General features: G+C 56.6%; 24 protein-coding genes. 10 read left to right on the top strand and 14 right to left on the bottom strand.

The genetic code is table 11. The features are described from left to right. Window positions 1–23: 23 nt before the first annotated feature. From ACXAE6_RS00335 to ACXAE6_RS00315, 5 genes are all read right to left on the bottom strand, one after another. Window positions 24–1,583, bottom strand: a complete 1,560-nt coding sequence (locus ACXAE6_RS00335; protein ID WP_475142974.1) for a chemotaxis protein CheW — start codon at window positions 1,581–1,583, stop codon at window positions 24–26. 3 nt (window positions 1,584–1,586) lie between these two features. After that, entirely contained in the window at window positions 1,587–3,524 is a 1,938-nt protein-coding gene (locus ACXAE6_RS00330; protein ID WP_475142971.1) for a methyl-accepting chemotaxis protein, read from the bottom strand. Window positions 3,525–4,042: 518 nt separating this feature from the next. Next, complete coding sequence (locus ACXAE6_RS00325) at window positions 4,043–4,630, bottom strand: hypothetical protein (RefSeq protein WP_475142969.1); 588 nt, start codon at window positions 4,628–4,630, stop codon at window positions 4,043–4,045. 175 nt (window positions 4,631–4,805) lie between these two features. Next, entirely contained in the window at window positions 4,806–5,081 is a 276-nt protein-coding gene (locus ACXAE6_RS00320) for an Lrp/AsnC ligand binding domain-containing protein (protein ID WP_475142966.1), read from the bottom strand. 17 nt (window positions 5,082–5,098) lie between these two features. After that, window positions 5,099–5,506 carry a GreA/GreB family elongation factor gene (locus ACXAE6_RS00315; protein ID WP_475142963.1) on the bottom strand — a complete coding sequence of 136 codons (408 nt, stop codon included), beginning with the start codon at window positions 5,504–5,506 and terminating at the stop codon, window positions 5,099–5,101. A 257-nt stretch (window positions 5,507–5,763) separates the two neighbouring features. Between ACXAE6_RS00315 and ACXAE6_RS00310 the strand changes: the two genes are divergently transcribed. Further along, entirely contained in the window at window positions 5,764–6,279 is a 516-nt protein-coding gene (locus ACXAE6_RS00310) for a GNAT family N-acetyltransferase (protein ID WP_475142961.1), read from the top strand. Here the strand turns inward: ACXAE6_RS00310 and ACXAE6_RS00305 are convergent. Next, a complete protein-coding gene (locus tag ACXAE6_RS00305) occupies window positions 6,276–6,983 on the bottom strand; it encodes a substrate-binding periplasmic protein (RefSeq protein WP_475142958.1) in 708 nt (235 codons plus the stop codon). The genes ACXAE6_RS00310 and ACXAE6_RS00305 overlap by 4 nt on opposite strands. Before the next feature lie 209 nt (window positions 6,984–7,192). Between ACXAE6_RS00305 and ACXAE6_RS00300 the strand changes: the two genes are divergently transcribed. Continuing rightward, window positions 7,193–8,830, top strand: a complete 1,638-nt coding sequence (locus ACXAE6_RS00300; RefSeq protein ID WP_475142955.1) for an EAL domain-containing protein — start codon at window positions 7,193–7,195, stop codon at window positions 8,828–8,830. Between the two features lie 7 nt (window positions 8,831–8,837). Here ACXAE6_RS00300 and ACXAE6_RS00295 read toward each other — a convergent pair whose 3' ends face one another. The 5 genes from ACXAE6_RS00295 to pobA all read right to left on the bottom strand — a co-directional run bounded on the left by ACXAE6_RS00295 (window position 8,838) and on the right by pobA (window position 13,955). Further along, window positions 8,838–10,163 (bottom strand): TRAP transporter large permease, encoded by a 1,326-nt coding sequence (locus tag ACXAE6_RS00295; RefSeq protein ID WP_475142952.1) that lies wholly within the window; start codon window positions 10,161–10,163, stop codon window positions 8,838–8,840. After that, the gene (locus ACXAE6_RS00290) at window positions 10,153–10,683 is read right to left on the bottom strand and encodes a TRAP transporter small permease subunit (RefSeq protein ID WP_475142950.1); all 531 of its coding nucleotides are present in this window, start codon (window positions 10,681–10,683) and stop codon (window positions 10,153–10,155) included. The genes ACXAE6_RS00295 and ACXAE6_RS00290 overlap by 11 nt, the downstream gene beginning before the upstream one ends. Before the next feature lie 42 nt (window positions 10,684–10,725). Beyond that, a complete protein-coding gene (locus ACXAE6_RS00285; RefSeq protein ID WP_475142947.1) occupies window positions 10,726–11,823 on the bottom strand; it encodes a TRAP transporter substrate-binding protein in 1,098 nt (365 codons plus the stop codon). Between the two features lie 338 nt (window positions 11,824–12,161). Beyond that, a complete protein-coding gene (locus ACXAE6_RS00280) occupies window positions 12,162–12,608 on the bottom strand; it encodes an Lrp/AsnC family transcriptional regulator (protein WP_475142945.1) in 447 nt (148 codons plus the stop codon). 165 nt (window positions 12,609–12,773) lie between these two features. Continuing rightward, complete coding sequence (gene pobA / locus ACXAE6_RS00275) at window positions 12,774–13,955, bottom strand: 4-hydroxybenzoate 3-monooxygenase (RefSeq protein WP_475142943.1); 1,182 nt, start codon at window positions 13,953–13,955, stop codon at window positions 12,774–12,776. A gap of 182 nt (window positions 13,956–14,137) precedes the next feature. Here pobA and ACXAE6_RS00270 point away from each other — a divergent pair, with 182 nt between their 5' ends. After that, a complete protein-coding gene (locus ACXAE6_RS00270; RefSeq protein WP_475151675.1) occupies window positions 14,138–15,025 on the top strand; it encodes a helix-turn-helix domain-containing protein in 888 nt (295 codons plus the stop codon). 11 nt (window positions 15,026–15,036) lie between these two features. Here ACXAE6_RS00270 and ACXAE6_RS00265 read toward each other — a convergent pair whose 3' ends face one another. Continuing rightward, the gene (locus ACXAE6_RS00265) at window positions 15,037–15,912 is read right to left on the bottom strand and encodes an ion transporter (RefSeq protein ID WP_475142940.1); all 876 of its coding nucleotides are present in this window, start codon (window positions 15,910–15,912) and stop codon (window positions 15,037–15,039) included. A 13-nt stretch (window positions 15,913–15,925) separates the two neighbouring features. Then, a complete protein-coding gene (locus ACXAE6_RS00260; RefSeq protein ID WP_475142938.1) occupies window positions 15,926–16,990 on the bottom strand; it encodes a BamA/TamA family outer membrane protein in 1,065 nt (354 codons plus the stop codon). A 167-nt stretch (window positions 16,991–17,157) separates the two neighbouring features. On the opposite strand from ACXAE6_RS00260, the gene ACXAE6_RS00255 reads away from it, so the two are divergent. Continuing rightward, a complete protein-coding gene (locus tag ACXAE6_RS00255) occupies window positions 17,158–17,754 on the top strand; it encodes an IMPACT family protein (RefSeq protein ID WP_475142934.1) in 597 nt (198 codons plus the stop codon). Here the strand turns inward: ACXAE6_RS00255 and queG are convergent. Then, the gene (gene queG, locus ACXAE6_RS00250; protein WP_475142931.1) at window positions 17,738–18,823 is read right to left on the bottom strand and encodes a tRNA epoxyqueuosine(34) reductase QueG; all 1,086 of its coding nucleotides are present in this window, start codon (window positions 18,821–18,823) and stop codon (window positions 17,738–17,740) included. The two genes, ACXAE6_RS00255 and queG, sit on opposite strands and share 17 nt — an antisense overlap. 152 nt (window positions 18,824–18,975) lie before the next feature. Here queG and tsaE point away from each other — a divergent pair, with 152 nt between their 5' ends. From tsaE to hflX, 6 genes are all read left to right on the top strand, one after another. Next, the gene (gene tsaE, locus ACXAE6_RS00245) at window positions 18,976–19,449 is read left to right on the top strand and encodes a tRNA (adenosine(37)-N6)-threonylcarbamoyltransferase complex ATPase subunit type 1 TsaE (RefSeq protein ID WP_475142929.1); all 474 of its coding nucleotides are present in this window, start codon (window positions 18,976–18,978) and stop codon (window positions 19,447–19,449) included. Then, the gene (locus ACXAE6_RS00240; protein ID WP_475142927.1) at window positions 19,440–20,783 is read left to right on the top strand and encodes an N-acetylmuramoyl-L-alanine amidase; all 1,344 of its coding nucleotides are present in this window, start codon (window positions 19,440–19,442) and stop codon (window positions 20,781–20,783) included. The genes tsaE and ACXAE6_RS00240 overlap by 10 nt, the downstream gene beginning before the upstream one ends. 85 nt (window positions 20,784–20,868) lie before the next feature. Further along, a complete protein-coding gene (mutL, locus tag ACXAE6_RS00235; protein ID WP_475142925.1) occupies window positions 20,869–22,728 on the top strand; it encodes a DNA mismatch repair endonuclease MutL in 1,860 nt (619 codons plus the stop codon). Further along, window positions 22,728–23,699 carry a tRNA (adenosine(37)-N6)-dimethylallyltransferase MiaA gene (gene miaA, locus ACXAE6_RS00230; RefSeq protein ID WP_475142923.1) on the top strand — a complete coding sequence of 324 codons (972 nt, stop codon included), beginning with the start codon at window positions 22,728–22,730 and terminating at the stop codon, window positions 23,697–23,699. The genes mutL and miaA overlap by 1 nt, the downstream gene beginning before the upstream one ends. Before the next feature lie 267 nt (window positions 23,700–23,966). Further along, window positions 23,967–24,209 carry an RNA chaperone Hfq gene (gene hfq, locus ACXAE6_RS00225; RefSeq protein WP_108124953.1) on the top strand — a complete coding sequence of 81 codons (243 nt, stop codon included), beginning with the start codon at window positions 23,967–23,969 and terminating at the stop codon, window positions 24,207–24,209. A 59-nt stretch (window positions 24,210–24,268) separates the two neighbouring features. Continuing rightward, window positions 24,269–25,582: a ribosome rescue GTPase HflX gene (gene hflX / locus ACXAE6_RS00220; protein ID WP_475142920.1), complete on the top strand. Its 1,314-nt coding sequence runs from the start codon at window positions 24,269–24,271 to the stop codon at window positions 25,580–25,582. Window positions 25,583–25,642 lie beyond the last annotated feature (60 nt).

Here is a 25,642-nt window from a genome sequence, read left to right as displayed (position 1 = left end):
GCGGGCGCAGCGGTCAGCGTGAATCAGGCGGGGTCGGCCTGCAGTTGGGCCAGCCGACGCGCATCCTGTTCGCTGACCAGGCGCTGGGTATTGAGCAGCAGAATCAGGCGATCTTCCTCGGTCAGGTTGGCGACCTCGGTAACCAGGGTTGCCTGCTCCGGAGACAGCGGCGGCGCCGCTTCGATGGCCGTCTCGGCCACCTTGCGCACTTCGCGCACCTCATCGACGATAAAGCCGGTGCGCTGACCATTGAGGTTCAGCACGATGATGCGCTGGCGGTGATTCTGCTGTGGCACTTCCAAGCCAAAACGGCGGCGCAGATCGATCACCGGTAACACCTGGCCACGCAGGTTGATTACGCCTTCGATAAAATCTTCAGCTTGGGGAACCCGGGTCAGTTTTTCCGGCAGGCGGACGATTTCCTTGGCGGACTCGATGGCCACGCCATACTCTTCGTCCTGCAGATTGAACACCACCCACTGGCGTTCTTCGCCCACTTCGGTTGCTTGTGTCATAACGGCCTCGGTACTGTCGGTTGCTCGTGCGGCTTCGCGCAGAGCATCCAGATTGAGCAGTTTGCGAGCATCGAGCACGGCGGTCAGATCGCCACCGGCTGCGGTTTCGATCAGCGCGCTGATGTCGTTGAAGTCGCCCTCGGTGGTCAGCGATTCCGGCACCGGTTGCAGCTCGGATCGTTTCACGGTCACCACCTGGCGCAGGCGGTCCACCACCAGACCGATGAATTCACGCCCATCGCGCGCGCCTACCGGTACCACCAGGACGCGAGTGTCACGCTGGTTGTGCTCAGCATTAAGTTGATACAGCTGGGTCAGCGACACCAGTGGCACCATCAGTTCGCGCAGCGGCATGATGCCGACAATGTGCTCGGCTGCGCCGGGTACCGGATCCAGTTCAGACGGTGGCCGCACCACCTCTTTAATCTGTCGGATACTGAGCGCATAGCGCTGGCTGCCGAGCTCGAAACTGATGAACTGTTCCTGTTCCTCAATCGCCGCCCGGGCATTTTGATTGCGCGTGCCGGTGCCCGTCGCCGGACCATTGCTGGCGGTAGCCGGGCAGTCGCGCGCTGAACTCGCGGCCATGACGGCGGCCCCGTTGAGCAGGCGGCGAACCGGTTGATCGGCGGTGTCCGGCCGGATAAAACCAGCCAGCAAACCATGTTGAGCATGAGCGCGGCTGCGTTCGGAACGGTCCAGTTGGTGAGCCGGCACCCATTCAACCTGCTCGACGCGATCGACCAGAATACCCACCGGATAGTCACCCTTGAGTACCAGCACCCGGCTGGTTTTCAGGGTGTCCGTCGGTTGCAGTCCGAGCAGCCGGTTGAGGCTGGCGATGGGCAGAACCGCACCGCGTAAATTGGTGACGCCCAGCAGATGTGCGCCAGCCAGAGGGACCGCATTGAACTCTGGTACACGCATGATTTCGCGTACCTCATCCATATCGATGGCGTAGGCCTGAGTGGTCTCAGCGCCATCCATCTGGGTGAAACAGAGGCACTGGACGGCGCTGCTATCGGCTGTCACCTGGGCCGCTGACTGGGCGGCTGCTTGGGCGGTCATGGCCTACTCCAGCGTCTGGAGTTCGTCGGCAAGCGACGCGATTTCTTCGGTCGCCGTGGCCAGTTGCTCGGTGCTTTGAGCCTGCTGACGGGCGGCGGCCGATGCTTCGTTGGTGGCCTGGGAAGCTTCTTCGGCGGCGCTGGCAATCTGCTCGACACCGCGTGAGGCTTCCTGCACAGAAACGGCGATTTGCTCGGAGGCATCCCGGATTTCTTTGTTGCCGCTGATCACTTCTTCCATAGCGTCTTCAACGTCGCCCAAATCACGCACGGTGTGCGCTTGTTTTTCGGCGTCTTCGGCAGCGGCGTCGCTGATGTCGTCCATGATGTGGCGCACCTTGGCGATGTCGTCCTGAGCGGATTCGATAACCGTCTGAATGCGTTCAGCGTTTTCGTTAGCGTCGTAAGACAGATTGCGGATATCGGTGGCAACCACGACAAAACCCTTGCCATGTTCACCAGCTCGCGCGGCCTCGATGCCACCGTTGACGGCCAGCATGGAGGTCTGAATGTTGACGCGGTCGATCTGGTTCATCACCTTGTTGATCTCGCGAATCAGATTCTCCAGTTCGTCAATCTGACCGCGCGCCTTGCGAACTTCCTTAACGCCTTCCTGAATATTGCTGGCCAGGGATTCCACTTCCTGACGGTTTTCTTTGATGCGATCACCGGCTTCGTCGGCCGCCTCAATCATGCCTTTGACCAGATCACCGGCTTGTTGCGCGCCGGCTTCCAACTGGCGTACTGCTGAGGCGGCATTGCTGGCACTTTGGCCTTGTTGGCTGGCACCGCGATAAATCTGTTCAACGGCAGTGGCGACTTCGGTCGCAGAACGGTTAATTTCTTCGATGGCGGCAGCGAGATCTTCGGTGGCGCTGGCCACCTCTTCGCCGCTCTTGTCGGCTTCACTGTTGATGCGCAGATCTTCGGTCAGTACCGCCAGGCTGTGAGCACTGTCGCGGCCTTGGCGCAGTGCCGCGTTCTGTTGCTCCACCATGCGAATGGCTTCTTCGCACGCCGATGCCTGTTCTTCAGCGGCAGCGGCAATGGTGTCGGATTCGTTGCTCAGCAGGCGCACACCCTTGAGCGATTCCGATACTGCCTTGGCCACTTTTTCGCCTTCCGAAACCATGCGGTCCATCGACTTGCGAACTTTATCGAGTTGTTCGACCACGGCATCGGCCGCTTCCATATCTTTCTTGCTGGCTTCGGCTGATTTGTTGGTTTCTTCGACCAGGGTTTTTACCTGGGTCTGAATATTTTCCACCAAGCCTTGAATCTTATTGGCCGAACCTTGCGAGGTTTCTGCCAGGGTGCGCACTTCATCGGCCACCACTGCAAAACCGCGACCGTGTTGGCCAGCGCTGGCCGCTTCGATAGCGGCGTTCAGCGCCAACAGATTGGTCTGATCGGCAATGTGAATAACCGCTTCGACAATATCGCCAATCTCATCAGAACGTTTCGACAACAACTCGGCCGCTTCAACAGCGCGGCCCTGACGACGAATCGACAGCCTGATGGATTCAATCATGCCTTCAACGCTTTCACTGGCACCGAGCACGCGTTTTTGCATGCGCTGCAAGCGCTCGCTGGCTTCCCGGGTCGCCTCGCTCTGAGTCTCGATACCCTCGCTGACCTGACGCACCACCTGATTGGTTTCCTGAACCGCGCCGGAGGCTTCTTCGGCGCCGGTGGAGATCTGTGTCATCGACGCCTGTAACTGTTCGGCCGCTGCCGAAATCTCACTGGTTCCGCTGTTCAGTTCATTGACAGCCGCTGCGATGCGCTCGGCTAATTGCTGCTTCTTGGCCATCGTGCGAGCGCGACGACGCGCCTTCATTGCTTCGTCATTCTGACCTTGATTGGCTGTTGAGGGTTTGGCCGTACTCGCTTGACTGACGTTGTCGCCAGAACCGTTCTGGCCGGATTTTACCAGCGCCATGACTGCGTCCTCTGAATGTCTGCTAGGGCATGTAGTAAAATCCATCGGCCAGTGGTCGAATTTCCTTGAGAGTTTTTTTGGTTTTTTAAAGCTGATCGAGATCTACCAGAAGGTGGCATGATTTTATTTAGTAGAGATTTCAATATCTAATATGGGCTTGAAAACCTTATATATACTGGGTCGGTTAAATTTTTAATTGATTAAATGAATGATGGTTAACAGATCGATTTTAGCGGTTTATTTTTTGTGGAACGCTGCGTTCATAACCTTAAATATGAGTGAATTATCCCATTGTCGGCAAAAAAACGTTGAATTAGGCAAGATTAAATAAGAGAAAATTAAATAAGCATTTGTTAATTGAATGCTGTTTCGTGAACGCACCGTCAACAAATTGATAATGACCAGGCGGCGCAGTCAGTTTGCGCAAAGCTGATCGGAATAGGTCAGATTATTTTTGAAATTAAACAGTTAGTTTTTATGGAATGAAATAATTCAAGGCTGCAGTAGCGCTTCAGCGCTCAACTGAGCGCTGTCACAAAATAGGTTTTGCCTTGTTCAAAAGCCTGACGCATATCGTCAGGTAATAACTGCAGTTGCTGAGCGCGTTGTTCCATAAACCAGTCCGGCACGCTTTGCTGGCTGGCGACGATGGCGTGGTGGTCAAAGGCGATACTGGCTGGGCCATCCGTTGTATTGAAGGCTTCTTTAAAGGCTTGTTTGAGGGTATGACCGGCTTCTATCAGGGTTTCTTTGGTCAAGTCGAGTCCTTGTTGAGTCCAGCCTTCAGCTGAACTGCCCATGATCATCCAGCCCAGCATCAGTTCGAGCTCAGGTCCGTATATCAATTCCCCGGAGTGAAGCTTTTCATCCAGTGCCTGCATGGCTTCAAGGTCCAGCGGTTGCGGCTCTTTACCCGGCTGCTGAACAATTGAATTAACCAGCGCTTCCAGCCGGCTCAGATGTTGTGCTTTGTCGGACAGGGTGACAGCGGAATCGGTGTTGTTGGCAAGACTGGGCGTCGGCGATTCCTGCTGGGCATACAGAGTGTTTTGCCGCGGATTGTTTTGTACCGAAGTGATCAGATTCGCTATCGACAGACCGTTCATGGAGCCTCCTTATGGGCAAAACAATGGTGGTTTGCCGGTTGCTGTCCCTGCGTTGATGAAGGCATATTTCAGGCCAGAATTAAGGCCGCGCGGTCTGGGGGTTTTTACGGTGTGCCGCGAATAGACCGGCAAGGTTTTACCGGTCTGGCGGATGGCATTTCCGAAGGCCTGAATATCATCCAGGTGTCGATCGTGTCGATCGTTTTATAGTGGCGACCACCACCTGATCGTTGATGGCACTGACTGCCGGCACGGATTGATACATCCGGTATTTCAGTCGCTGATATTCAACCGAATTGCGGGTGTTTATTTTCATCACATAGTCGTTATCACCAAAGACAAAATAACAGTCGGCGATTGCCTTTTCCTGCCGCACGAACGTCTCCAGCGAGCTGGGATCATAGCCGCGTTCGCGGCTCAGTGAGACGTACCAAAAAGCTTCAAGAATCATGGTCTTGCCTCTTGGTATCAGCGATGCAAATGGCCGTCGCGTTCGGGTTGATAGTGAATCTGGTGCAAGGTGATGGTGTGTGCTTTATCGCCACCCGGCGCGGTGCTTAACGTCTCGCCCAACCGTGCGCCGAGCAGCGTTGTTCCTATGGGTGAAAACACTGACAGCGTTGACTGAATGTCGTTTGCTTCACGGGGATAAACCAGCGTCAGATTGAAATGTCTCCCCGATGGCGACAGGGAGAATTCAACAATGGAATTCATGCTGACCCGATCGGCGGGCATCTCGCAGGGTTTGACATAGGTGGCGTTGGCCAGCTTGTACTGCAGTCTGGATAAATTCTGTATGAGGTTTTTCGGTGTTGAGTCGAGCAGTATCTCCAGGCGTTCGCAATCCAGAGACGAAAGAATCAGTTCTGTGTTCATAACCACACCTTGCGATCTTGTTGTCACAATAAAATGGCATAAGCCCGTTCGAGCGAAGACGGGCACTGTGAGTTTTTCAGCAATGAACTGGCCGGACAGCGAAAAACCGCCCGGCTTAGATGGGGAAGGTGAGCGAGGTTTTGTGGTGGGGCTGGGCCAGGGGATTAATCATGGCAATCAACAAACAGGTCGCGTGGGATGCTTAGACCCTAGTGTAGCCTGAGGGTAAAAGCAAGGCAGCCTTGGGGTCTGCTAAGATGGCCAGCTGGGTTATTTTTTGGGTCGATGCACTAATGATGAGCAGTAAAGACAGTCAGCCTGTGGACGTTACCATCACCCCGGCCACAACGGCCGATATTCCGCATCTGGATGCCATCGCCGATGCGGCGCATCAACAACAAGTATATCCATTGCTGTCGGCCGTAGGCGTCGAAACATTGGAGGGGCAGCGGTCCAGGCGCTGGCAGCGGCCGTTGAATGACGACGGTTTCGGGGCGCTCAAGGCGATGCTCGGCGATGGTACGGTCGGCTATATTCGCTGGCGTGACGATTATTTTGTGTTCGCGCTTTATGTGGCGGTGGAGCATCAAGGCCAGGGTATCGGGCGTCAGTTATTGGATGCGATGCTGGCGCAATGCCCGGCGACAGACATTCACTTGCGTTCTTCTATTAACGCCGTCGGTTTTTATCAACACTATGGTTTTGTGGCGCAGGGCGATGAAGCGGTTATAGACGGCATCCGCTTTGTGCCGATGGTGTACCGCCATCATTAAAGCGCGGCTTCCAGTTCAAGCCGAAAATTCCGGTGGATGCTTTCCAGGTATCCCGATGCTGTCCAGTCTTCCAGCACGGCGGTCAAGGGTGCGACCAAATGTTGGTGCCGTTGGTGCAGGTAGTGATAGACCGGTACTTCAGCCAGTACCGGGCCAATAGCGTGCGTATTTGCCAGGCCGCTGTCGTTGATGATGCCCAGGCCCTCGGTGTAGGGCAGCAGGACCAGATCGATACGTTGCCGGTCGACCATGCGCATCATCTGCTTTGGGTTGTTGATAGCCACGAAGTTGAGGTCGTCAGGCAGTGCCGCGCGAGCATCATTGTCAATGATGCCTCTGAGCACGCCCAGCGTGAGGCCGGCCGGCAGTGGCCACTCAAGCTCGTCGCGGCTGGTAAACAGACGCAGTCTGACGGCGGTAATCGGCACTGGCAGGCGGATAAATTCAGCCTGGGTTCGTTCCAGCCCTTCGGGGTAGACGATAATGGCGTCGACTTTCCGTTGCGACAGCATCACCGCTTGACGTGGTGCGGGAACGGCCAGGGTGGCAACCTCGACACCCACTTGCCGGTAGAGTTCTTCAATCAGTGGAATGCCGATTCTGTTGTAACTGGATTCCGGCAAGGTGACGACTGTCAGAGGTTCTGCCAGGGCCGTGATGGTCAGCAACAGGAGAGTCAATCCATACAGACGGCGATGCAACATCCGGCCTTCCTGAGGTTTTGAATCGGTGTGCACAGAAGTCTAGTCGCGGGTGAGGGGTTTTGCTGTCATCGAACCGTCATGAAATCTTCATAGACTGCGCGCCACGATACTCCGGGACGATGCGGTGATTACGGCCGCCGTCGCCAGGACGATTCCTCCTCGATTCGAACGTGGTTAAACGCCACGGTTGTCGGTGGTTCGAGAGCAAAATGCCCCTGCATTTACGTTGGAAAGACAGTTTAACGGACCGTTGGACCTGGCTGGTCAGCCTGATGTTGATGGTGATTCCGGTGACGCTGGTCTGTTTATTAATGTTGTCGACGGTACGCAGCCACCAGGCTGATCAGGCCAGAGAGACGTCGCTGGCGGTGCTGGCTGATCTGGATATCCTGCTCGACCACGTCAACGGCAGTTTGATTAACCTGCAACTCGATAACAGTGCCGGCTGCTCTGTTGAACGTCGTCAGATGATGCAGCGAGAAGCCTATGGCCTGCCGGGAATCGAGGGCTTTTTGCGCATCGATGCGGGCTACCGTCTGGTCTGCACCAGCTGGGGACCTTTGGATGAAGCGCAACCTTTAACCGCACTGCGTGATGGCCTGGGTCTGCATCTGTCGCTAGAGCGTTATATCCCAGTGGTTGAACGCCCGGGACTGTTGATCTACCGCTGGGATGCCCGGGGTGTGGCCACGGCGGCGGTGCTGTCGTCGGCAGCGTTGCGACAGCTGTTCGATCGGGTCCGTCAAGCCAACGAAGCCATCATGATTGGTCACCGCGATCAAAGCCGTCCGTTGCTGGTTGAAGGCGCTATATCGTCACTCAATCGCCAGGCGGCGGAAGCTGTGCTGGAGCGCAACGACCCTCTGATCGAAACCGCTTTAAGCCCTCAGTCACGTCTGGTGCAGGTGCGCTCCAGTCAGGATGCCAAGCTCAGTGTGTCACTGATTTATCCGCCGGAAACACTCTGGTCGGTGATCAGACTGGAGCGCTGGGCGGTGTTCAGCATCCTCTTGCTCAGCTGTGCGCTGACCGTGGCCTGGGTGCTGTTGCGTCGCCATCGTCTGGAACAGGTCAGTCATCAGATTCGGCTAGGGCTGGCACGGCAAGAATTCGAAGCCTGGTTTCAACCCATTGTCGATCTGCATTCTGGACAATGGCTGGGAGCGGAGGCCTTGGCACGCTGGCGCCGCAATGGCCAGTTTGTGTTGCCGCCGGTGGAGTTTATTGCCGAGGCCGAAAGCAGCGAGCAGATTCGCCCCTTGACCGCCATCATCGCCTGGCAAAGCTGTGAGTTACTCAACCGGCTGATGCCACAAGCAGCGGATTGCTATATCTCCATCAATGCGTCGCCACTTGCCTTGGGTGCGCATAGCCTGGAATTTGCCGGTCGACTACAGCGTTATTTTCCGGCGTTAAGGCCGCATCATCTGCGTGTGGAAATGACCGAATCGGCGCTCGATCCCGGCCATCGGGATCAGGTGCGTGAGGCGCTGGTTAAACTCGATGCTCTGGGTTGCATTCTTGGTATCGACGACTTTGGTACCGGTCAGGCCGGTCTCGATTATTTGAGCGACCTGCCGTTTCATTTCCTGAAACTCGATCGCCGCTATGTGCAGGCAATCGGCACCGACAGCATCGATTTCCGCTTGTTGCAAAGCATTATTCAACTGGCCTGGTCGCTCAACTTAACGCTGGTCGCTGAAGGTGTGGAAACAGCGCAACAAGCCGAATGGTTGCGCGCCCAGGGCGTTAATTACGCCCAGGGCTGGCTCTATGGTAAGCCGATGCCGGCCGACGAATTTTACAGCGCCTTTGTCGCCAATCGACGCCAGCGCAAGGCTGCCTAAAGCGTCGCTACCAACCAATCGCTTCTGGCAGCCAGGTCGCCAGACCGGGCAGATTAAACATCACCAGCAAGGCCAGCAATTGCAGCAATACAAAGGGAATGACACCGACATAAATATCGCGGGTGGTAACACCCGGCGGCGCAACGCCTTTGAGAAAGAACAGCGCCCAACCGAAGGGCGGCGTTAAAAATGACATCTGCAAATTCATTGCGATCAGAATCGATAACCACACCATGTCGGTGCCGTAGTTGAGAAAAACCGGCAAAAACATCGGCAGTGCAATGTAGGAAATCTCGATCCATTCGAGAAAAAATCCGAGCACAAAGAGCAACGCCATTAAGAAGATCAGCGCACCCAGTTCGCCGCCGGGAACCTGGGCGAATAGAGCATGTACCATCTGATCGCCACCGAGGCCGCGAAACGCCAGCGAAAATGGCTGAGCACAGAGCAGAATAAAAAACACCATCGCCGAAATGGTTAAGGTGCCATGAGTCACATCGCGCAGCAGCGAGAGTTTTAATCGACCAAATAACGCCGCTATTAAAATCGACCCCAGCGCGCCCATCGACGCCGCTTCGGTTGGCGCTGCTATACCACCAACAATAGAACCAAGCACCGCCACCACCAACAACAGCGGCGGTACCACATTACGCAATAATTTTATGCTCAGTTCTTTGGCGTTAACTTGGGCGCGTTCTTGCTTGGGAATGGCCGGAACCCAGTCCGGTTTGAACACACCCAGTAACAACAAGTAAGCCATATAAATCATCGCCAAAACCAGGCCGGGAATAAAGGCCGCTGCGAATAAAGTGCCAACCGATTCACCGACGATATCGGAGAGCAGAATCAATACCAGGCTGGGGGGAATAATCTGTCCCAAAGTCCCAGACGCACAGATGGTTCCGGTCGCCACGCTGGGTGCATAACCGCGACGAATCAGCGATGGCAAGGTCAGCAAACCGACGGTCACGACGGTGGCGCCAACGATGCCGGTGGACGCGCCCATCAGCACACCCACCAGGATGATTGCCAGACCCATGCCACCGCGCAGTCCGCCCATGGCGGTGCCGATGGTTTCGAGCATGTCTTCGGCGACGCGCGATTTTTCCAGCATGACGCCCATAAACACAAAGAGCGGAATGGCGAGCAGGGTGTAGTTGGTGACCACCCCGGTCAGCCGCGCCGGCATCAGGCTGAACAGCAAGGGACCGAAACCGATAAAACCAGCAACAAAACCCGATACCGCCAGCGAAATCGCCACCGGAATGCCGATCATCATCATGCCCAGAAAACCGACGATCATGCCGATGATCAATACTTCATTACTGGTCATGTTCAGGCTCTCCTGCGGACTGGGTTCGGGTCGGTAATAATTGTCTGATGGCGTGCAAAATATTGGCGATAGCCTGCAACGCCAGCAACGCAAAACCGAGCGGAATAAAGGCTTTTAATAAATAGCGGTAGGGCAACCCACCGGGGTTGGGTGAGCCTTCCATCATACGGAAAGATTGCATCACATAAGGCAGCGCCAGCTTGGTGATAATGACGCCGACGGCGAGTGTTAATACGGCGGCAACCAGATCGACCAGCGCACGACCGCGTGAACCAAAGCGATCATAAATAAAGTCCACTCGAACGTCGGCTTTGTGTTTCATGGTGTAGGCCAGACCGAGCAGGGCGATGGGCGAAATCAGATGCCATTCCAGTTCCTGCAAGGCAACTGGACCGATGGAAAACAGATAACGCAGGATGACATTGGTGGCGACCAAAAAAACCAGGGCCAGCACGCACAGGCGCGCCAGCCCTCCGAAAGCCTCCACCAGCCATTCAATCAACGCAATGGCTTGCTTCATAAAACAACTCTCTAGATTCGACGATATTGAGAAACACTAAGCTCAGACGATATTGAGAAACGGCTTCTCACTCAGTGCCGCCCAGGCCAGATGTTTCTGACGGAAAGCCATAAAGGCGTCGTACACCTGGCGGGTTTGTTCATCGGCATTGGCCATGCTTTCCAACGTATCGAAGGTGGCCTCTTTCAGGCGCGCGACGATGTCGGCATTGAGTGGCTGGGCGATAACGCCTTCGTTTTCGACCAGATCGGTCATGGCTTCGGAGTTAACGCTTTCCGACCAGGACAGACTTTCCAGCACGCTGGCTTGCGACGCCGCGCGAATGATGGCTTTGATGTCATCGGGGAAGCTGTCCCAAACCTCTTTATTGATCAGCAGTTCGGTCAGGTTGGTCGGCTCGTGCCAGCCGGTGGTGTAGTAATATTTAGCGGCGTTATGCAGGCCCAGACGACGATCCTGATAAGGGCCGACAAACTCGGCCGCATCAATAACGCCACGTTCCAGTGCCGGGAAAATTTCGCCACCGGGCAGTAACTGCACCGACACACCCAGCTCGCTGTACACCTGACCCGCCAGACCCGGAATACGCATTTTCAGGCCGTTAAAATCGTTGATCGATTCAATCGGTTCGCGGAACCAGCCAGTCATCTGTACGCCGGTGTTGCCCATCGGGAAGGCGACCAGGCCAAACGGCTCGTAGAGTTCCTGCCACAATTCCAGGCCGCCGCCATGATAGATCCAGGCGTGCATGCCCTGGCTGTTCATGCCGAACGGCACGGTGGTAAAAAACTGGGCCGCCGGAATTTTGCCGGCCCAGTAGTAAGCATTGGCCGCGTTCATTTCCACCAGACCGGCAGAGACCGCATCGAAGCCTTCCAACGCAGGAATCAATTCACCGGCGGCGAAGTGTTGAATGTTCAGCCGGCCACCGGACATAAGGCGTACGCGTTCGCAAAAATCGGTCGGGCTGCCCGGGCCTTGCACATAGAAGGGTGAGCCCGGCCCGTAGGCGTTGGTCATGCGGATATTGAAGGTCGCAGCGGATTCGGCGCGGGCGATCATTGGTGCACCCAGTGTCAGGCCGGCGCCGCCAGAGGCAGCCAGTGCCGTTTTAAGAAACTTACGTCGATCGGAAGTCATGCTAGTGCCTCATCGGTGATGGCTGGATTAAGAATTAAAGGTTGATTGGCATCCCTGATGAGCGAAATTGCAGCTTCTGTGCCAGCGGGCTTTTTGTATTTAAGTGATTGAATAATAATAAGATTTTAGAAATCTCGACGCAGGGTTTTGTGGTCTGTTAAGAGGCGTCTGACAGGCCCTGTCTGGTCATTAAAAAACGTCATGAACACCAACAGTAAGATTGGCGGTCGAATGTTTGATGAACCGGCTGACGCCAAGTGCATTTGTCATTTTTTACGGCCTGAAGATGCCAAATGTATGCTTTGCCACATTATCGACAGGGCCTGTTGATGATCGCCCTATAATCGGGCACCGCCGCGACGATGTTTGACGCGTTTGAACAGACTTTTGCAATCGACGTAGCTGATGTCGGGGTTGTTCAGTAAGTGACGACTGGCGAAATCGGCAAAGGCCTCGCTGTCTTCGGTCAGCGTATGGATATGCAGACTTTGCAGGTCGGACATGATGTACAGGCTGACCACTTCGGTTTGTTCGGCCAGATGCTCGGCGAGCATTTCGATGCGTGCGGGCAGTACTTTCAGATCGACAAAGGTCGAGACCATCTTGCCGGTTTTTTCCGGGTTAACCACGGCGGTGAATTTTTCGATAACGCCGCTGTCGACCAGAAACTGAACCCGGCTGCGGGCGTGTGCGCGAGAAACATTCAGTTGGCGGGCAATGTCGGCAAAGGACAGGCGGGCGTCTTTTATTAATAGATTGAGCAGCGCCGCATCGAAAGTGTTCATCGGTGTGTGACCTCGAAACCAGGGATCCCGAAGGAGAGGCGATAAGCGCAGCAACTAGCAGGCCAGTTGATCGAGGTAATTTAGTAACGAAGCGTTCGTGCGGTGGGATGGGGAATGCCAGCGCCGCTGACATTCCCCGGTCGACATGATTCTTTGAGTCGTGAGTTATTCGAGCGCTTCGTACGGCAGGCCGACGTAATTTTCGGCAATGGTGGTTAAGCCGGCCTGCGAACTGGTGACGTAATCCAGTTCGGCCTGAGTGATGCGCTGGTCGAAATCTTCATCGCCAAAACGATGCAGCATTGAGGTCATCCACCAGGAAAACCGTTCGGCTTTCCAGATCCGGCGCAGACAGATTTCAGAATATTTTTCCAGCAGATCGGCGCGGCCATCTTTGTAGGTGGCGGTCAAGGCGCGATACAGCGTACTGACATCGCTAGCCGCCAGATTCAAACCTTTGGCGCCAGTGGGCGGCACAATATGAGCGGCGTCGCCAACCAAAAACAGCTTGCCGAATTTCATCGGCTCGGCGACGAAAGAGCGCAGCGGTGCGATGCTTTTTTCGATTGACGGACCGGTGACCAGTTTTTCCGCGGTTTCCGGTGGCAGGCGTTTTTTCAATTCGTCCCAGAAACGCTCATCCGACCAGTCTTCGACTTTTTCATCCTGCGGCACCTGGACGTAATAGCGACTGCGCGTGGCCGAACGCATGGAGCACAGCGCAAAACCACGGTCGTGTTTGGCGTAGATCAATTCGTCCGAGACCGGTGGCGTGTCTGACAAAACGCCGAGCCAGCCGAACGGATAAACCCGCTCGAAGGTTTTCAGTTTGTCCTGCGGCACTGACTTGCGCGAGATGCCGTGAAAACCATCGCAACCGGCGATGTAATCGCACGCCAGAGTGACCGTTTCGCCATTTTTGCGGAAGCTGACTGTGGGGGTGTCGGAATAGAAATCGTGCGGCTGCACATCGCTGGCTTCGTAGATGGTGGTGAGGCCAGCGGCGGCGCGGGCGTCCATCAGATCTTTGGTGACTTCGGTCTGGCCGTACACCATAACGGTGTCGCCGCCCGTCAGGCCGGCGAGATCAACGCGCACTTTTTTGCCGTTGAACGCCAGGAAGACGCCTTCGTGGACATCGCCTTCGCGGTCCATGCGCTCGCTGGCACCGGCTTCGCGTACCAGATTGACCATGCCCTGTTCGAGCACGCCGGCGCGAATACGACCGAGCACATAGTCCTGGCTGCGCTGTTCGATGATGACGTTGTCGATGCCCTGTTGGTGCAGTAACTGACCGAGCAACAGGCCGGATGGACCGGAGCCAATAATGGCGACTTGAGTTTTCATGGAGGCCTCCACAGCTGCCGGCTTGTACATCACTCCGGCTTTGTTGTTGTGACTTTCTTGTTATGGCTTTGTTTTCTGGAATTGTCATTTTCATCGATGCAGTGGCGCTTTGAATGGCTAAATCGACGTATTACTTGTACATTTGAAAACTTCTGATGATTTTTTGATCTAAGGAGTCTGTTATCCAGACGGTCCCGGTTTTTAAACTCTACGGTGAGCATCAGGACTGGCCGACGCCGGACTTACTGCACTGCGAAGCCATCGCCGAGCGCAGTCGGCCGCTCGACTGGGTGATTCGGCCGCATCGCCACTCCGGCTTGTATCAACTGCTGTATCTGCGCCAGGGACGGGCGCGGGTGCAGCATGAATCCCAGCTTCATGAGCTGGGACCGGGTGGTCTGGTGGTGGTGCCGGAAATGAGCGTGCACGGTTTCGAGTTCGATGCCGATGCCCAGGGGCTGGTGTTAACGCTGGCCAATCCGTTGGTGCAGCGGTTGGCCGAGCGTGTCAGCTCCGCCTTGCTGACGCAGTTGTTTGCCGAGTTTCGGCTCTGTGCTTTGGTGGCGTCGCCGCAGCACGCGGCCATCGATGATGCGCTGCTGCAGATTCACAGCGAATACATTGCTCAGGCGCCGGGGCGGGCGGCGTTGATGGAGGCGCAACTGGCTGCCTTGATGGTGCGTCTGATTCGGCATTGTCTGCCCGCCGGCGGTTTGTTGGTCGAGCCGGCGGCAGCGGGCGTGGATCATTTTGGCGACTTCAACCGCTTGATTGAACAGCATTACACCGCCGGCTGGACGGTGGCGCAGTACGCCCGCGAACTGGGTATTACCAGCGCGCATCTGAACGGTATTTGCCGGCGCACGGTGGGGCAGTCGGCGCTGCAGTTGGTGCATCAGCGGATTCTGCTCGAGGCCAAGAGGTTGCTGGTCTATACCGCTCAGACGGTGGCTCAGGTCGGTGACCGGCTGGGGTTTAGCGATCCGGGTTATTTCACCCGTTTTTTTAAACGCCAGACCGGCCAGTCGCCGCGTGATTTTCGGCGTTTTGCCGGGACTTCGCGCTGGTAGACAGGGCTGGCTTAGTCGTCGGACGCTGCCAAAGCTTCACCGCAATAACGGCAGTGGTCGGCGTCCATTTCGTGGCCGGTTTTGCCGCAGCCGGGACAGCCGCGAGAATCGCGTTTGATGCGAATCTGGTTGGCCAGTTCGGCGGTGTAGATACCGGTCGGCACGGCAATGATGGCATAACCGGTGATCATCACGGCCGAGGCGATAAACTGGCCGATGGGTGTGAGCGGGGTGATGTCGCCATAGCCGACAGTGGTCAGGGTGACAATGGCCCAGTAGACCGAACGCGGGATGGAGGTAAAACCGTGCGCCGGCCCTTCAATCAGATACATGATTGAACCGAAGACGATGACCATGGTGATCACCGCATAGAGAAACACCAGAATTTTGCGGTAGCCGGTGCGCATCGCTTGCAACAGCATTTCCGCTTCATTGAGGTAACGAAACAGCTTAAGCACCCGGAAGACGCGCAGAATGCGCAGCACGCGAATCACCAGCAGTGAATTGACGCCGGGAATCAGCAGGCTCAAATAAGTCGGGATAATCGACAGCAGATCGACGATGCCGAAAAAGCTGGTGGCGTAACGCCAGGGATGACGCACGCACACTAAACGCAGTCCGTATTCGACGGTAAACGCCAGGGTGAAGAACCATTCCAGTCGCACCAGCGCTCGACCGTGTTCGGTCTGAACCGCGCCCACGGTTTCCAGCATCACCGCTCCGACCGACATAAGGATGGCAATAATCAGCGCTATATCGAAGGCTTTGCCGGGCGCCGATTCGGCGCCAAAAATGATGTCGTTCAGGGTCAGCCGCCAACCGGCCATGGGTTCTGGCTGGTCGGTCTGGCGGGCAATGTGGAAATGGTCGGTACGACGCTGGTTCATAACCGGGTACTGATCAGAAGGCTTCACCGACGCTGATGGTGAAGCCGAGGCTTTCGCCATCGACCAACGCCAGATCACCACGGACATTAAAGCGCGAATCAGGCATGACGGCATAGCGCACACCACCGCCAACAGCGGTATGGAAACGGCTCCAGGCCAGGTCGTCTGATTCGTCAGCCACCTGAGCCGCATCAATAAAACCGGTGACGGCCCAGCGGTCGGTCAGCGTATGGCGATATTCGCTTTGCAGACCGAACAGATGGTGACCGATCCAGAGGTTGCCGTCGGCGCCGCGCAGTGAGGATTCACCGGAAGGACGCGGCAAGCGCGAGAAGGGGGTGTTGTCATCGCCATAGCCGTAGTTGCCACCCACTGCCAGGACGTCATTACCCAGCGGAATGTATTGGCTGATGGCGGTGTTGACCAACAGGAATTCGTAGTCACCGCCCAGTGTCTCGCTGTACTGGCGCAGTTCGGTTTGTGCCAGCGTGCCTTGAGTCGGCCAGTCGCGATCATTGCTGGTGTCCCAGCTGGCTTTGATGCCCATGCCGGTGAACAAGCCGCCTTCAAAACCCAAGTCGTTGCTGGTCAGGATGGCGACATCGGCATCCTCTTCAATGTCTTCGGATTCGACAAACACCAAAGCACCCAGACGCAGATTGGGCGTCACCGCATAGGCGGCTGAACCCTCAACATTGAAGGCAGTCAGTTCGTAGGTTTCGGCATCGGCGTCCAGGTCGGTGTCGTTGCTCTCGCCATAATAGGTGGTGGGCCAATATTGGGCGGATAACGAACTGCTCAGGTTCCAGTCGCCGCCTGCAACATAAAAGTCTGGCTGAATGACGGCCTGGTACTGGCCTTCGCTGGTGCCCTGCAGCAGCAACGCCAGGCGATCTTGCGGCTCGCCTTCGGCAGTCTGAGCGAATTGGTGCATAACGTAGGCACCGTATTGAAAGCCGGTTTCCGGGCTGGAACCGATGGCCGGTAAAATAACCCAGCCAGCTGATTTCAAATCTTCAGCCTGGACAGAGCCGACAGCTAATGCCAGTAAGCAGCCGGTAGCGAGGACGTTTTTCATGAGTTTTACTTTGTGATTAAGTTTGGCCGAGTGTAACCAGTGGTTTTGGTGAATGGAACGCGACGGCTGTCGGCGTGGCGCTAAATCACTATAATCGTGACTTTCTTCACCTCGCCTCTCGTCACCCTCTCTGATGAATCTTTAATGACAGTGCAGCAGGACGCCTTATGAAGTGGACACTGGCCGCACCGGTGCACAGCGAAACCCTGATCAAGAAAAGTCGTTTTCTGGCTTGGGTTGAACCGGTCGCCGACAAAGCTCAGGCACAGGCCAGACTGGCGCAATTGCAGCAACAATATCCCGATGCCCGCCATCTGTGTTTCGCTTTCGCCGCTGGCGGTGATTCCGGCATGAGCGATGATGGCGAACCCTCTGGAACCGCCGGTAAACCGATCTTCAACGTCCTCAGTCACAAGCAACTCGATAATGTGCTGGCGGTGGTGGTGCGCTATTTCGGTGGTATCAAGCTCGGTGCCGGTGGTCTGGTACGCGCTTATGGTGGGGCGGTGTCGCAGGCGCTGGAGGCGGCGAGCTTTATCGCGCTGGAGGCTCAGCATCGGTTGCTGTTGTGTGTACCTTTTGCGTTGGAAAGTGATGCCCGGCGTTTGCTCGATCAGTCCGGGCTTGCTGCCGAGCGGATCGATTACGGCACTGAGGTGACGATGACGGTGCAGTTGCCGGACAGTCAGCTTGAGCGGTTTAAAGAAGACTTTAAGGCGCTGGCGCCGGCCAATCCGAACGTGACGCTTAGCCTGGCGGATTGACGCCGTGGCGCTCCAGCGCCCAGTCGATATGTTCGCGCACCAGGTCGGAGACGTCATCGCGGCGCTCTCTCAAGGCGTCGATGATGGCTGGCTGAGTTGGCGCATTGCCGAGCGCCACAGCCAGGTTGCGCAACCACTGCTGGTAACCGATACGACGAATCGCCGAGCCTTCGGTGTACTCGAGAAATTCCGCTTCGCTCCATTGAAACAACGTCAGCAGATCAGCCTGATCGAGGTTGTGGCGTGGTTCGAAGTCGGCCTCGCCGGTGGTCTGGCTGAACGAATTAAACGGACAAACAATCTGGCAATCGTCGCAACCATAGATGCGGTTGCCCATCAGCGGGCGCAGTTCCGGGTCGATAGAACCGCTGTGTTCGATGGTCAGATAGCTGATGCAGCGGCGCGCATCGAGCACGCCTTCGGCGACAAAGGCGTCAGTCGGGCAGGCGGTCATGCAGCGATCGCAGGAGCCGCAGTGTTCAGTTTCAAAGGGCGGGTCGATGGGTAAGGGCAGGTTGGTGAACAGCTCGCCTAAAAAGAACCAGGAACCCGCTGTGTTATTCAGCAGCAGGCTGTTCTTACCGAGCCAACCCATACCAGCTTGCTGTGCCAGTTGGCGCTCCATCACCGGGGCGCTGTCGACAAAGGCGCGAAAGCCATGTTCGCCGACCCAGTCTTCAATGGTGCGCCCCAGTTGCGTCAGCCGTTTACGCATCACTTTGTGGTAATCACGACCCAAGGCATAGCGGGAAATGTAGGCTTTGTTGGGGTCATCGAGGATGGCCTGCATCGGGCCTTCGGGCCGGTAATCGAGCCGTACTGAGATGGCGCGTTCGGTGCCCGGGTGCAGCTGGGCGCCGTCAAAGCGTTTGTCGAGATTGCGCTCCATCCACTTCATCTCGCCGTTATAGCCTTTAGCCAGCCAGGCTTCATAAGCCGGACGGTGGGCTTCGCTATTGGCCGAACCAATATGCACCGCCTGAAACCCCAGATCGCGGGCGCAGGCTTTGATGCGTTCAGCCAGGGCGCTGAGATCCAAAGCGTCGATGCGGGTGGCAGGAGCAGACATGGCGGTGATAGGAGTGAGTCAGCAGGAACAGGGCGCAGTGTGGTCGCTGGGCGGGTCGCCGTCAATGCGGCGGGGTGGGTTCAGCCTTTGGGCCAACAGGTGGCAATGGTACACTGCGCGCCAACTGATCTGCCCGGGTTCGGAGAAACCGCTTGTACCGACTGACTGTCGATGAATTTCAGATGCCTGCGCTGGGCCAACGGCTGGCGCGTGCTCTGATGCACCTGGACGGTGCCCGCTTCTATCTGGATGGCACCCTGGGCATGGGCAAAACCACCTTGAGCCAGGCCATTATTGCGGGCTGTGGCTGGACCGGGCGGGTAAAAAGCCCGACCTATACTCTGGTTGAGCCTTATGAATGCGAGTCCATAACAGTGGTGCATTTCGATCTGTACCGGCTCGCCGATCCTGAAGAATTGGAATTTATTGGTTTGCGTGATTACTTAACGGACCATACCGCCTGGCTGGTGGAATGGCCGGAGCGTGGTACCGGGGTCTTGCCCGGTGCTGATGTCGTGATACATTTCAGCGAAGCTGGCTCCGCCCGGAGTCTGGCGTTCGAGTCCTGCACTGAGCGGGGCCAGAGTCTGATTGAATGGTTGCAGCAAGAAGGGGAATGCGCCTGATGCATCGGTTGTTGATGCTGGTCGTGATGTGCGTGCTGGCACCTGTGTCCTTGGCTGCGCAGATTGAAAGTGCGCGGGTCTGGCCTGCGCCGGATAATACGCGTCTGGTATTCGATTTGAGCGGTCCGGTGGAGCACCGGGTGTTCACCCTGTCCAATCCCAGTCGGGTGGTGGTCGATATTGCCGGTTCCGAATTGCGAACCTCTCTGGCGTCGCTCGATTTGCAACGCAGCGGTATTCAGCGCATTCGCAGTGGCGCCCGTCCGGATGGCGATCTGCGCATTGTGCTGGATCTGGATACCGATCTAACACCGCGCAGTTTTACCCTCACTCCGAACGAACAATACGGTCATCGCCTGGTGCTCGATCTGGAACGTCCCAGTGGTGAAGCGCTGCAACCGCGCGAACAGCAGGTTAGCAAGACGGTGGGCGATCTGTCGGGCCAAAGACGCAACATTATTGTTGCCATTGATGCCGGTCACGGCGGTGAAGACCCCGGCGCTATTGGTGGTCGCGGTACACGCGAAAAACATATTGTGCTGGCGATAGCGCGTGAGCTGTATCGGCAACTCAGTGAGGTCGAAGGTTTCGAGCCGTTCCTGGTGCGCACCGACGACTACTACATTTCATTGCACCGTCGGCGTCAGATTGCGCGTGAACATAACGCTGATTTGTTCATCTCCATCCACGCCGATGCGTTCACCAGTCCTCGTGCTTCCGGCGCCTCGGTATTTGCACTGTCCTCTGGCGGCGCGACCTCAACCATGGCGGCCTATCTGGCGAACCAGGAGAATGAGGCCGATGTCATTGGTGGTATTAACGGCATCAGTCTGGAAGACAAAGACGAGGTGTTGAAATCGGTGCTGGTCGATTTATCGATGACCGCGACGATGCGTTCCAGTCTGGATGTTGGCAGCCGGGTGTTGGGTGAAATGCGCAGCGTGGCACGACTGCATAAGTCGACCGTTGAGCAGGCGGGTTTTGCTGTCTTGAAGTCGCCCGATGTGCCCTCCATCTTGGTCGAAACCGGTTTTATCTCCAACCCGACCGAGGAAGCCAATCTGGGTTCGGCGGGCTATCGCCGCCAACTGGCCAGCGCGGTGCGCGATGGTGTGATCGATTGGTTTAATGACAACCCGCCACCAGGTACCTGGGTGGCCTGGCGGCAAAGCAGCGGTAACGATGGCATGCGTCGTTATACCGTGGTCAGCGGCGATACACTGTCGGGCATCGCCACGCGCAACGGCACCTCAGTGGGCCGCCTGCGCGAAGTGAACCAATTGCAGGGCAGTTCTATCCGCATCGGCCAGGTGTTGTTGATTCCCGAAGCCTGAGCCGGCGTTATTGTTACCGCAAAAGACGGCACGGTTACCTCAAAACAGTGACCACCAACACCCGCGACGACCAACAAGAGTTCTTATGAAACGAATACAGATACTGACGCCGCGTCTGGCCAACCAGATCGCAGCGGGCGAAGTGGTTGAACGACCGGCGTCGGTGATCAAGGAACTGCTGGAAAATTCGCTCGACGCCGGTGCCAATCGCATCGATGTGGAGGTCGAAGCCGGTGGCGTGAAACTGATGCGCGTGCGCGATAATGGCGGCGGTATCGGTCGTGATGATTTGGCGTTGGCGCTGGCCCGTCATGCCACGTCCAAGATTTATAATCTGGACGATCTGGAAGCGGTCTCTTCGCTCGGTTTTCGCGGTGAGGCTTTGGCATCGGTCGCCTCTGTGGCGCGCTTGCTACTGACCTCCAAACCGCCCGAGCAAGCTGAAGCCTGGCAGGTTAATACCCACGGCCAGGATATGGACACCGAAATCAGTCCGGCCGCCCATACCGATGGCACCAGCGTTGAAGTGCGCGATCTGTTTTTTAATACGCCGGCCCGCCGTAAGTTTTTACGCACCGAAAAAACCGAATTCAATCATCTCGAAGAAGTCATCAAACGTCAGGCGCTGGCGCGTTTTGATGTCGGCTTTTCGCTGCGTCATAACAACCGCACCATTCATTCGTTGCGCGCGGCCACCACTCAGGCCGAGCAGGAACGTCGGGTGGCGCAGTTGCTTAGCGCCGACTTTATGAACAATGCGCTGGTCATCGATGTTGAAGCCGCGGGTTTGCGGCTGACCGGCTGGATTGGATTGCCAACCTTTTCGCGTTCCATGCCGGACATGCAGTACTTCTTTGTGAACGGTCGGGTGGTGCGCGACAAGGTGATCGGCCATGCCGTTAAGCAGGCCTATCGTGATGTGCTCTATCACGGTCGTCATCCCTGTTTTGTGTTGTATCTGTCGCTCGATCCGGCCGGTGTGGATGTCAACGTGCACCCGACCAAACACGAAGTGCGTTTTCGTGATCAGCGTCTGGTGCACGATTTTCTGTTCCGCCAATTGCACCGTGTGCTGGCCGATGTCCGGCCCGATGCCAATAACGATCCGGTCATGGCGCGCGCGCCACAGCCGGCGCCGGCAACCGGTTTGGCTGCGGGTGAATTTGCTGGTCAGCAGCGCATGGATATGTCGCCGCAGAGCTATTCGCCGTCAGCTTTTGCGCCTCAGGGCAATCGCTCGGAAAGCTCGGTCAGCGACCAGATTGGTTTTTATCAGTCGCTGCAGGCGAACCCTCAGCCCGGCCCACGCCTGGATGGTTTGGCGTTAAACACTCCGCCGTTGCCGGAAGCAGTCGATGACGTGCCGCCGCTGGGTTTTGCCGTCGCCCAGTTGCACGGCATTTATATTTTGTCGCAAAGCCGTCTGGGCTTGATCGTTGTCGATATGCATGCCGCGCATGAGCGCATTACCTACGAGCGCATGAAAACCCAATACGATCAGCAGGGCATTCAGGCGCAGCCGGTGTTAGTGCCGCAAAAACTCTCGGTCAGTGAACGCGAAGCCGACACCGCCGAAGAATTCGCGAGCTTGTTGGCGCAGTTTGGCCTGGTGATAGAACGGCTGGGTCCGGAAGCGTTGATCGTGCGTCAGACGCCGGTTTATTTGCAGCAGGCCGAAGTCGAACCGCTGGTGCGTTCAGTGCTGGCCGACTTTATGACCCACGACACGTCGGACGCCATCATCGCCCGGCGCGATGAGATTTTGTCGACCATGGCCTGTCATGGTTCGGTGCGCGCCAATCGCAAATTGACCATTCCTGAGATGAACGCCTTGCTGCGTGATATGGAGCGCACCGAGCGTTCCGGTCAGTGCAACCACGGTCGGCCGACCTGGACTCAGTTGAGTCTCGACGATCTCGATAAGCTGTTTTTGCGAGGACGTTAGTGGCGACCGATCTGCCCCGCGCTATCTTCCTGACGGGCCCGACTGCGGCCGGAAAAACCGATCTGTCCTTGATGCTGGCCGATGAATTTAATGGCGAAATCGTCAGCGTCGATTCGGCGCAGGTCTACATTGGCATGGACATTGGCACCGCCAAGCCCGATGCCGCTATCCAAGCGCAGGTGCCTCATCATCTGCTCGATCTATGCGACCCGGCGGTCAGTTATTCAGCGGCCAATTTCCGCGACGACGCTCTGGCGGCGATGACCGATATCACCGAGCGCGGACGGTTGCCGATTCTGGTCGGTGGCACGGCGCTCTATTTCAAAGCGCTGGTGCAACCCATGGCGGCAATGCCACCGGCCGATGCAGCGGTACGCGGGCAATTGCAAAGCTGGCTGGATGAAGCCGGGCTCGATGCCCTGGTCGCCGAACTGCAGCGTGTCGATGCCGCTGCCTGGGAACGTATTGACCGACAAAATCCGCAGCGGGTGTTGCGCGCTTTGGAAGTAGAGCGCGTCAGCGGTCGTCCCATTTCCGAATTCTGGGCGGCTTCGGCGCATGACGGCCGAGGTGGCCTGAGCGTCTCCGCGCTGGACGATTTTCCCTGGCAGGTGGTGCAGTTTGCCGTTGCTCCGGATGAACGCTCGGTTCTGCACCAACGCATCGAACAGCGTTTTCAACTGATGTTGGCCAGTGGTTTTCAGGCCGAAGTGGAACGGCTCTATCAGCGCGGTGACCTGCATCTGGATCTGCCTTCTATTCGCGCCGTTGGCTATCGGCAGATGTGGCACTATCTGGCGGGCGAGCTGGAACACAGTCAGATGGTGGCCTCGGGCATTGCCGCTACCCGTCAGTTGGCCAAACGTCAATTGACCTGGATGCGCGGCTGGCAGGGTTTGCATTGGCTGGATTCGCAAGCACCAGATTTGTTTGAACAAGCGCGGCAAAGGTTGCGTAAAAAGGTAACGTAAAGCGAAATTTAGGTGACTACCGACCATCCACAAGCTTCAGCTTTTCGCCTACAATGTGCGGAAGATTTTCGTGATTGCGACCGGGCCGGTTGCGGTTACTGCACTGTTAAAGCATCGCAGCGGTAACCGGGCCACCCTGCCAGACTTTTTGTCAGCCGGGTGCCCTCCAGCATGGAGGCAGATGGCGACGCTGGTGCCAATCACCTGGCGCCCGGATTACTTCGGGCGGGAACGATACTTATAATCCTTCATTAAAAGGAGTCCGACATGTCAAAAGGGCACTCGTTACAAGACCCTTTCCTGAACGCCCTGCGCAAAGAGCGCATCCCTGTCTCCATCTTTCTGGTTAACGGCATCAAGCTGCAGGGTCAGATCGAAAGTTTTGATCAGTTTGTCATTCTGCTGAAGAACACCGTCAGCCAGATGGTTTACAAGCATGCCATTTCAACCGTCGTTCCGGCCCGTAACGTCAAAATCGCTCATGAAGGCGATGAAGCGGTGGCTGAATAAAGCCGGCGTCGACGTCCTCTGTCTGGATAGCCCGGCGAAGCCGGGCTCGGAGAGTCTGATTGTTTTTTGAACGTGTCGAAGGTGGGGACCGGGCTGTCCTGGTCCACATCGACTTTCCCGAGTCCGACGATCGGGAAGATCCCCAGGAGTTCGAAGAACTGGTGGTGTCTGCGGGTGGTGAGCCGGCCGCTTTTATTGGTGGTTCGCGTTCCAGGCCGCACCCGAAGTATTTTGTCGGTCCCGGTAAGTTGGATGAAATTAAGGCGGCGGTCGCCAGTACCGACGCTGAAGTGGTGTTGTTTAACCACAGTCTCAGCCCTTCTCAGGAACGTAACGTCGAGCGCGCTGTCGAGTGCCGCGTGCTCGATCGTACCGGTCTGATTCTCGATATCTTTGCGCAACGCGCCCGCACCCACGAAGGTAAATTGCAGGTTGAGCTGGCTCAGTTGCAATACCAGAGTACTCGCCTGGTGCGTGGCTGGACTCACTTGGAGCGCCAGAAGGGTGGTATCGGTTTGCGTGGTCCGGGTGAAACCCAGCTGGAAACCGACCGCCGTCTGTTACAGGCGCGCATCAGCAGCATTCACCGCCGCCTGGAAAAGGTGGAGAAACAGCGGAATCAGGGCCGCCGTGCACGCACCCGTTCCGATACCCCGACCGTCTCGCTGGTGGGATACACCAATGCCGGTAAGTCGACGCTGTTTAATGCTTTGACGCAATCTGAGGTCTATGCTGCGGATCAATTGTTTGCGACCCTGGACCCAACGCTGCGTCGGCTCAGCATTCCCGACATGGGCGACATCGTGCTCGCCGATACGGTAGGCTTTATTCGACATTTGCCGCATAAATTAGTGCAGGCATTTAAGGCAACATTGCAGGAAACGGCAGAAGCGGATCTGCTGCTGCATGTGATCGATAGCGCTGACGAAGACCGGGTTGAGAACATCGAGCAAGTTGAAGCCGTACTAGAAGAAATTGGCTCGCTCGACATTCCCCGGCTGGAAATTTTCAATAAGATCGACCTGCTGGATGATTTTGCACCAGCGATCGAACGCGACGATCAGGGCATGCCGATCCGCGTCTGGGTTTCGGCTCAGCGTGGTGACGGTTTGGTCTTGATTCAGGCGGCCATTACCGAGCGTTTGGGTGATGACATCATCGCCCAGCAGCTGGCATTGGCACCGAGCGAATCGGCATTGCGCGCAGCGCTCTATCAACAGAACGCTGTGCTGGGCGAAGCCTATGACGATGCCGGCAATGCCTTACTGGATGTGCGCATTCAGAAGAAAGACCTGAAGCAACTGGTCAAGCACAACGGACTCGATCTGGAACGTTTTGGCCTAGCAGAAATCAAAGAACATTTTGAACATTGATGGTGGGCTTTTTGAGCATTGATGCAGTGCAGCGCCCGGCATCGAAACGGACGGAACACT

The sequence above is a fragment of the Saccharospirillum sp. ABV4_185 genome (assembly GCF_056159245.1).
This window is presented reverse-complemented; position numbering and strand designations above follow the sequence as displayed.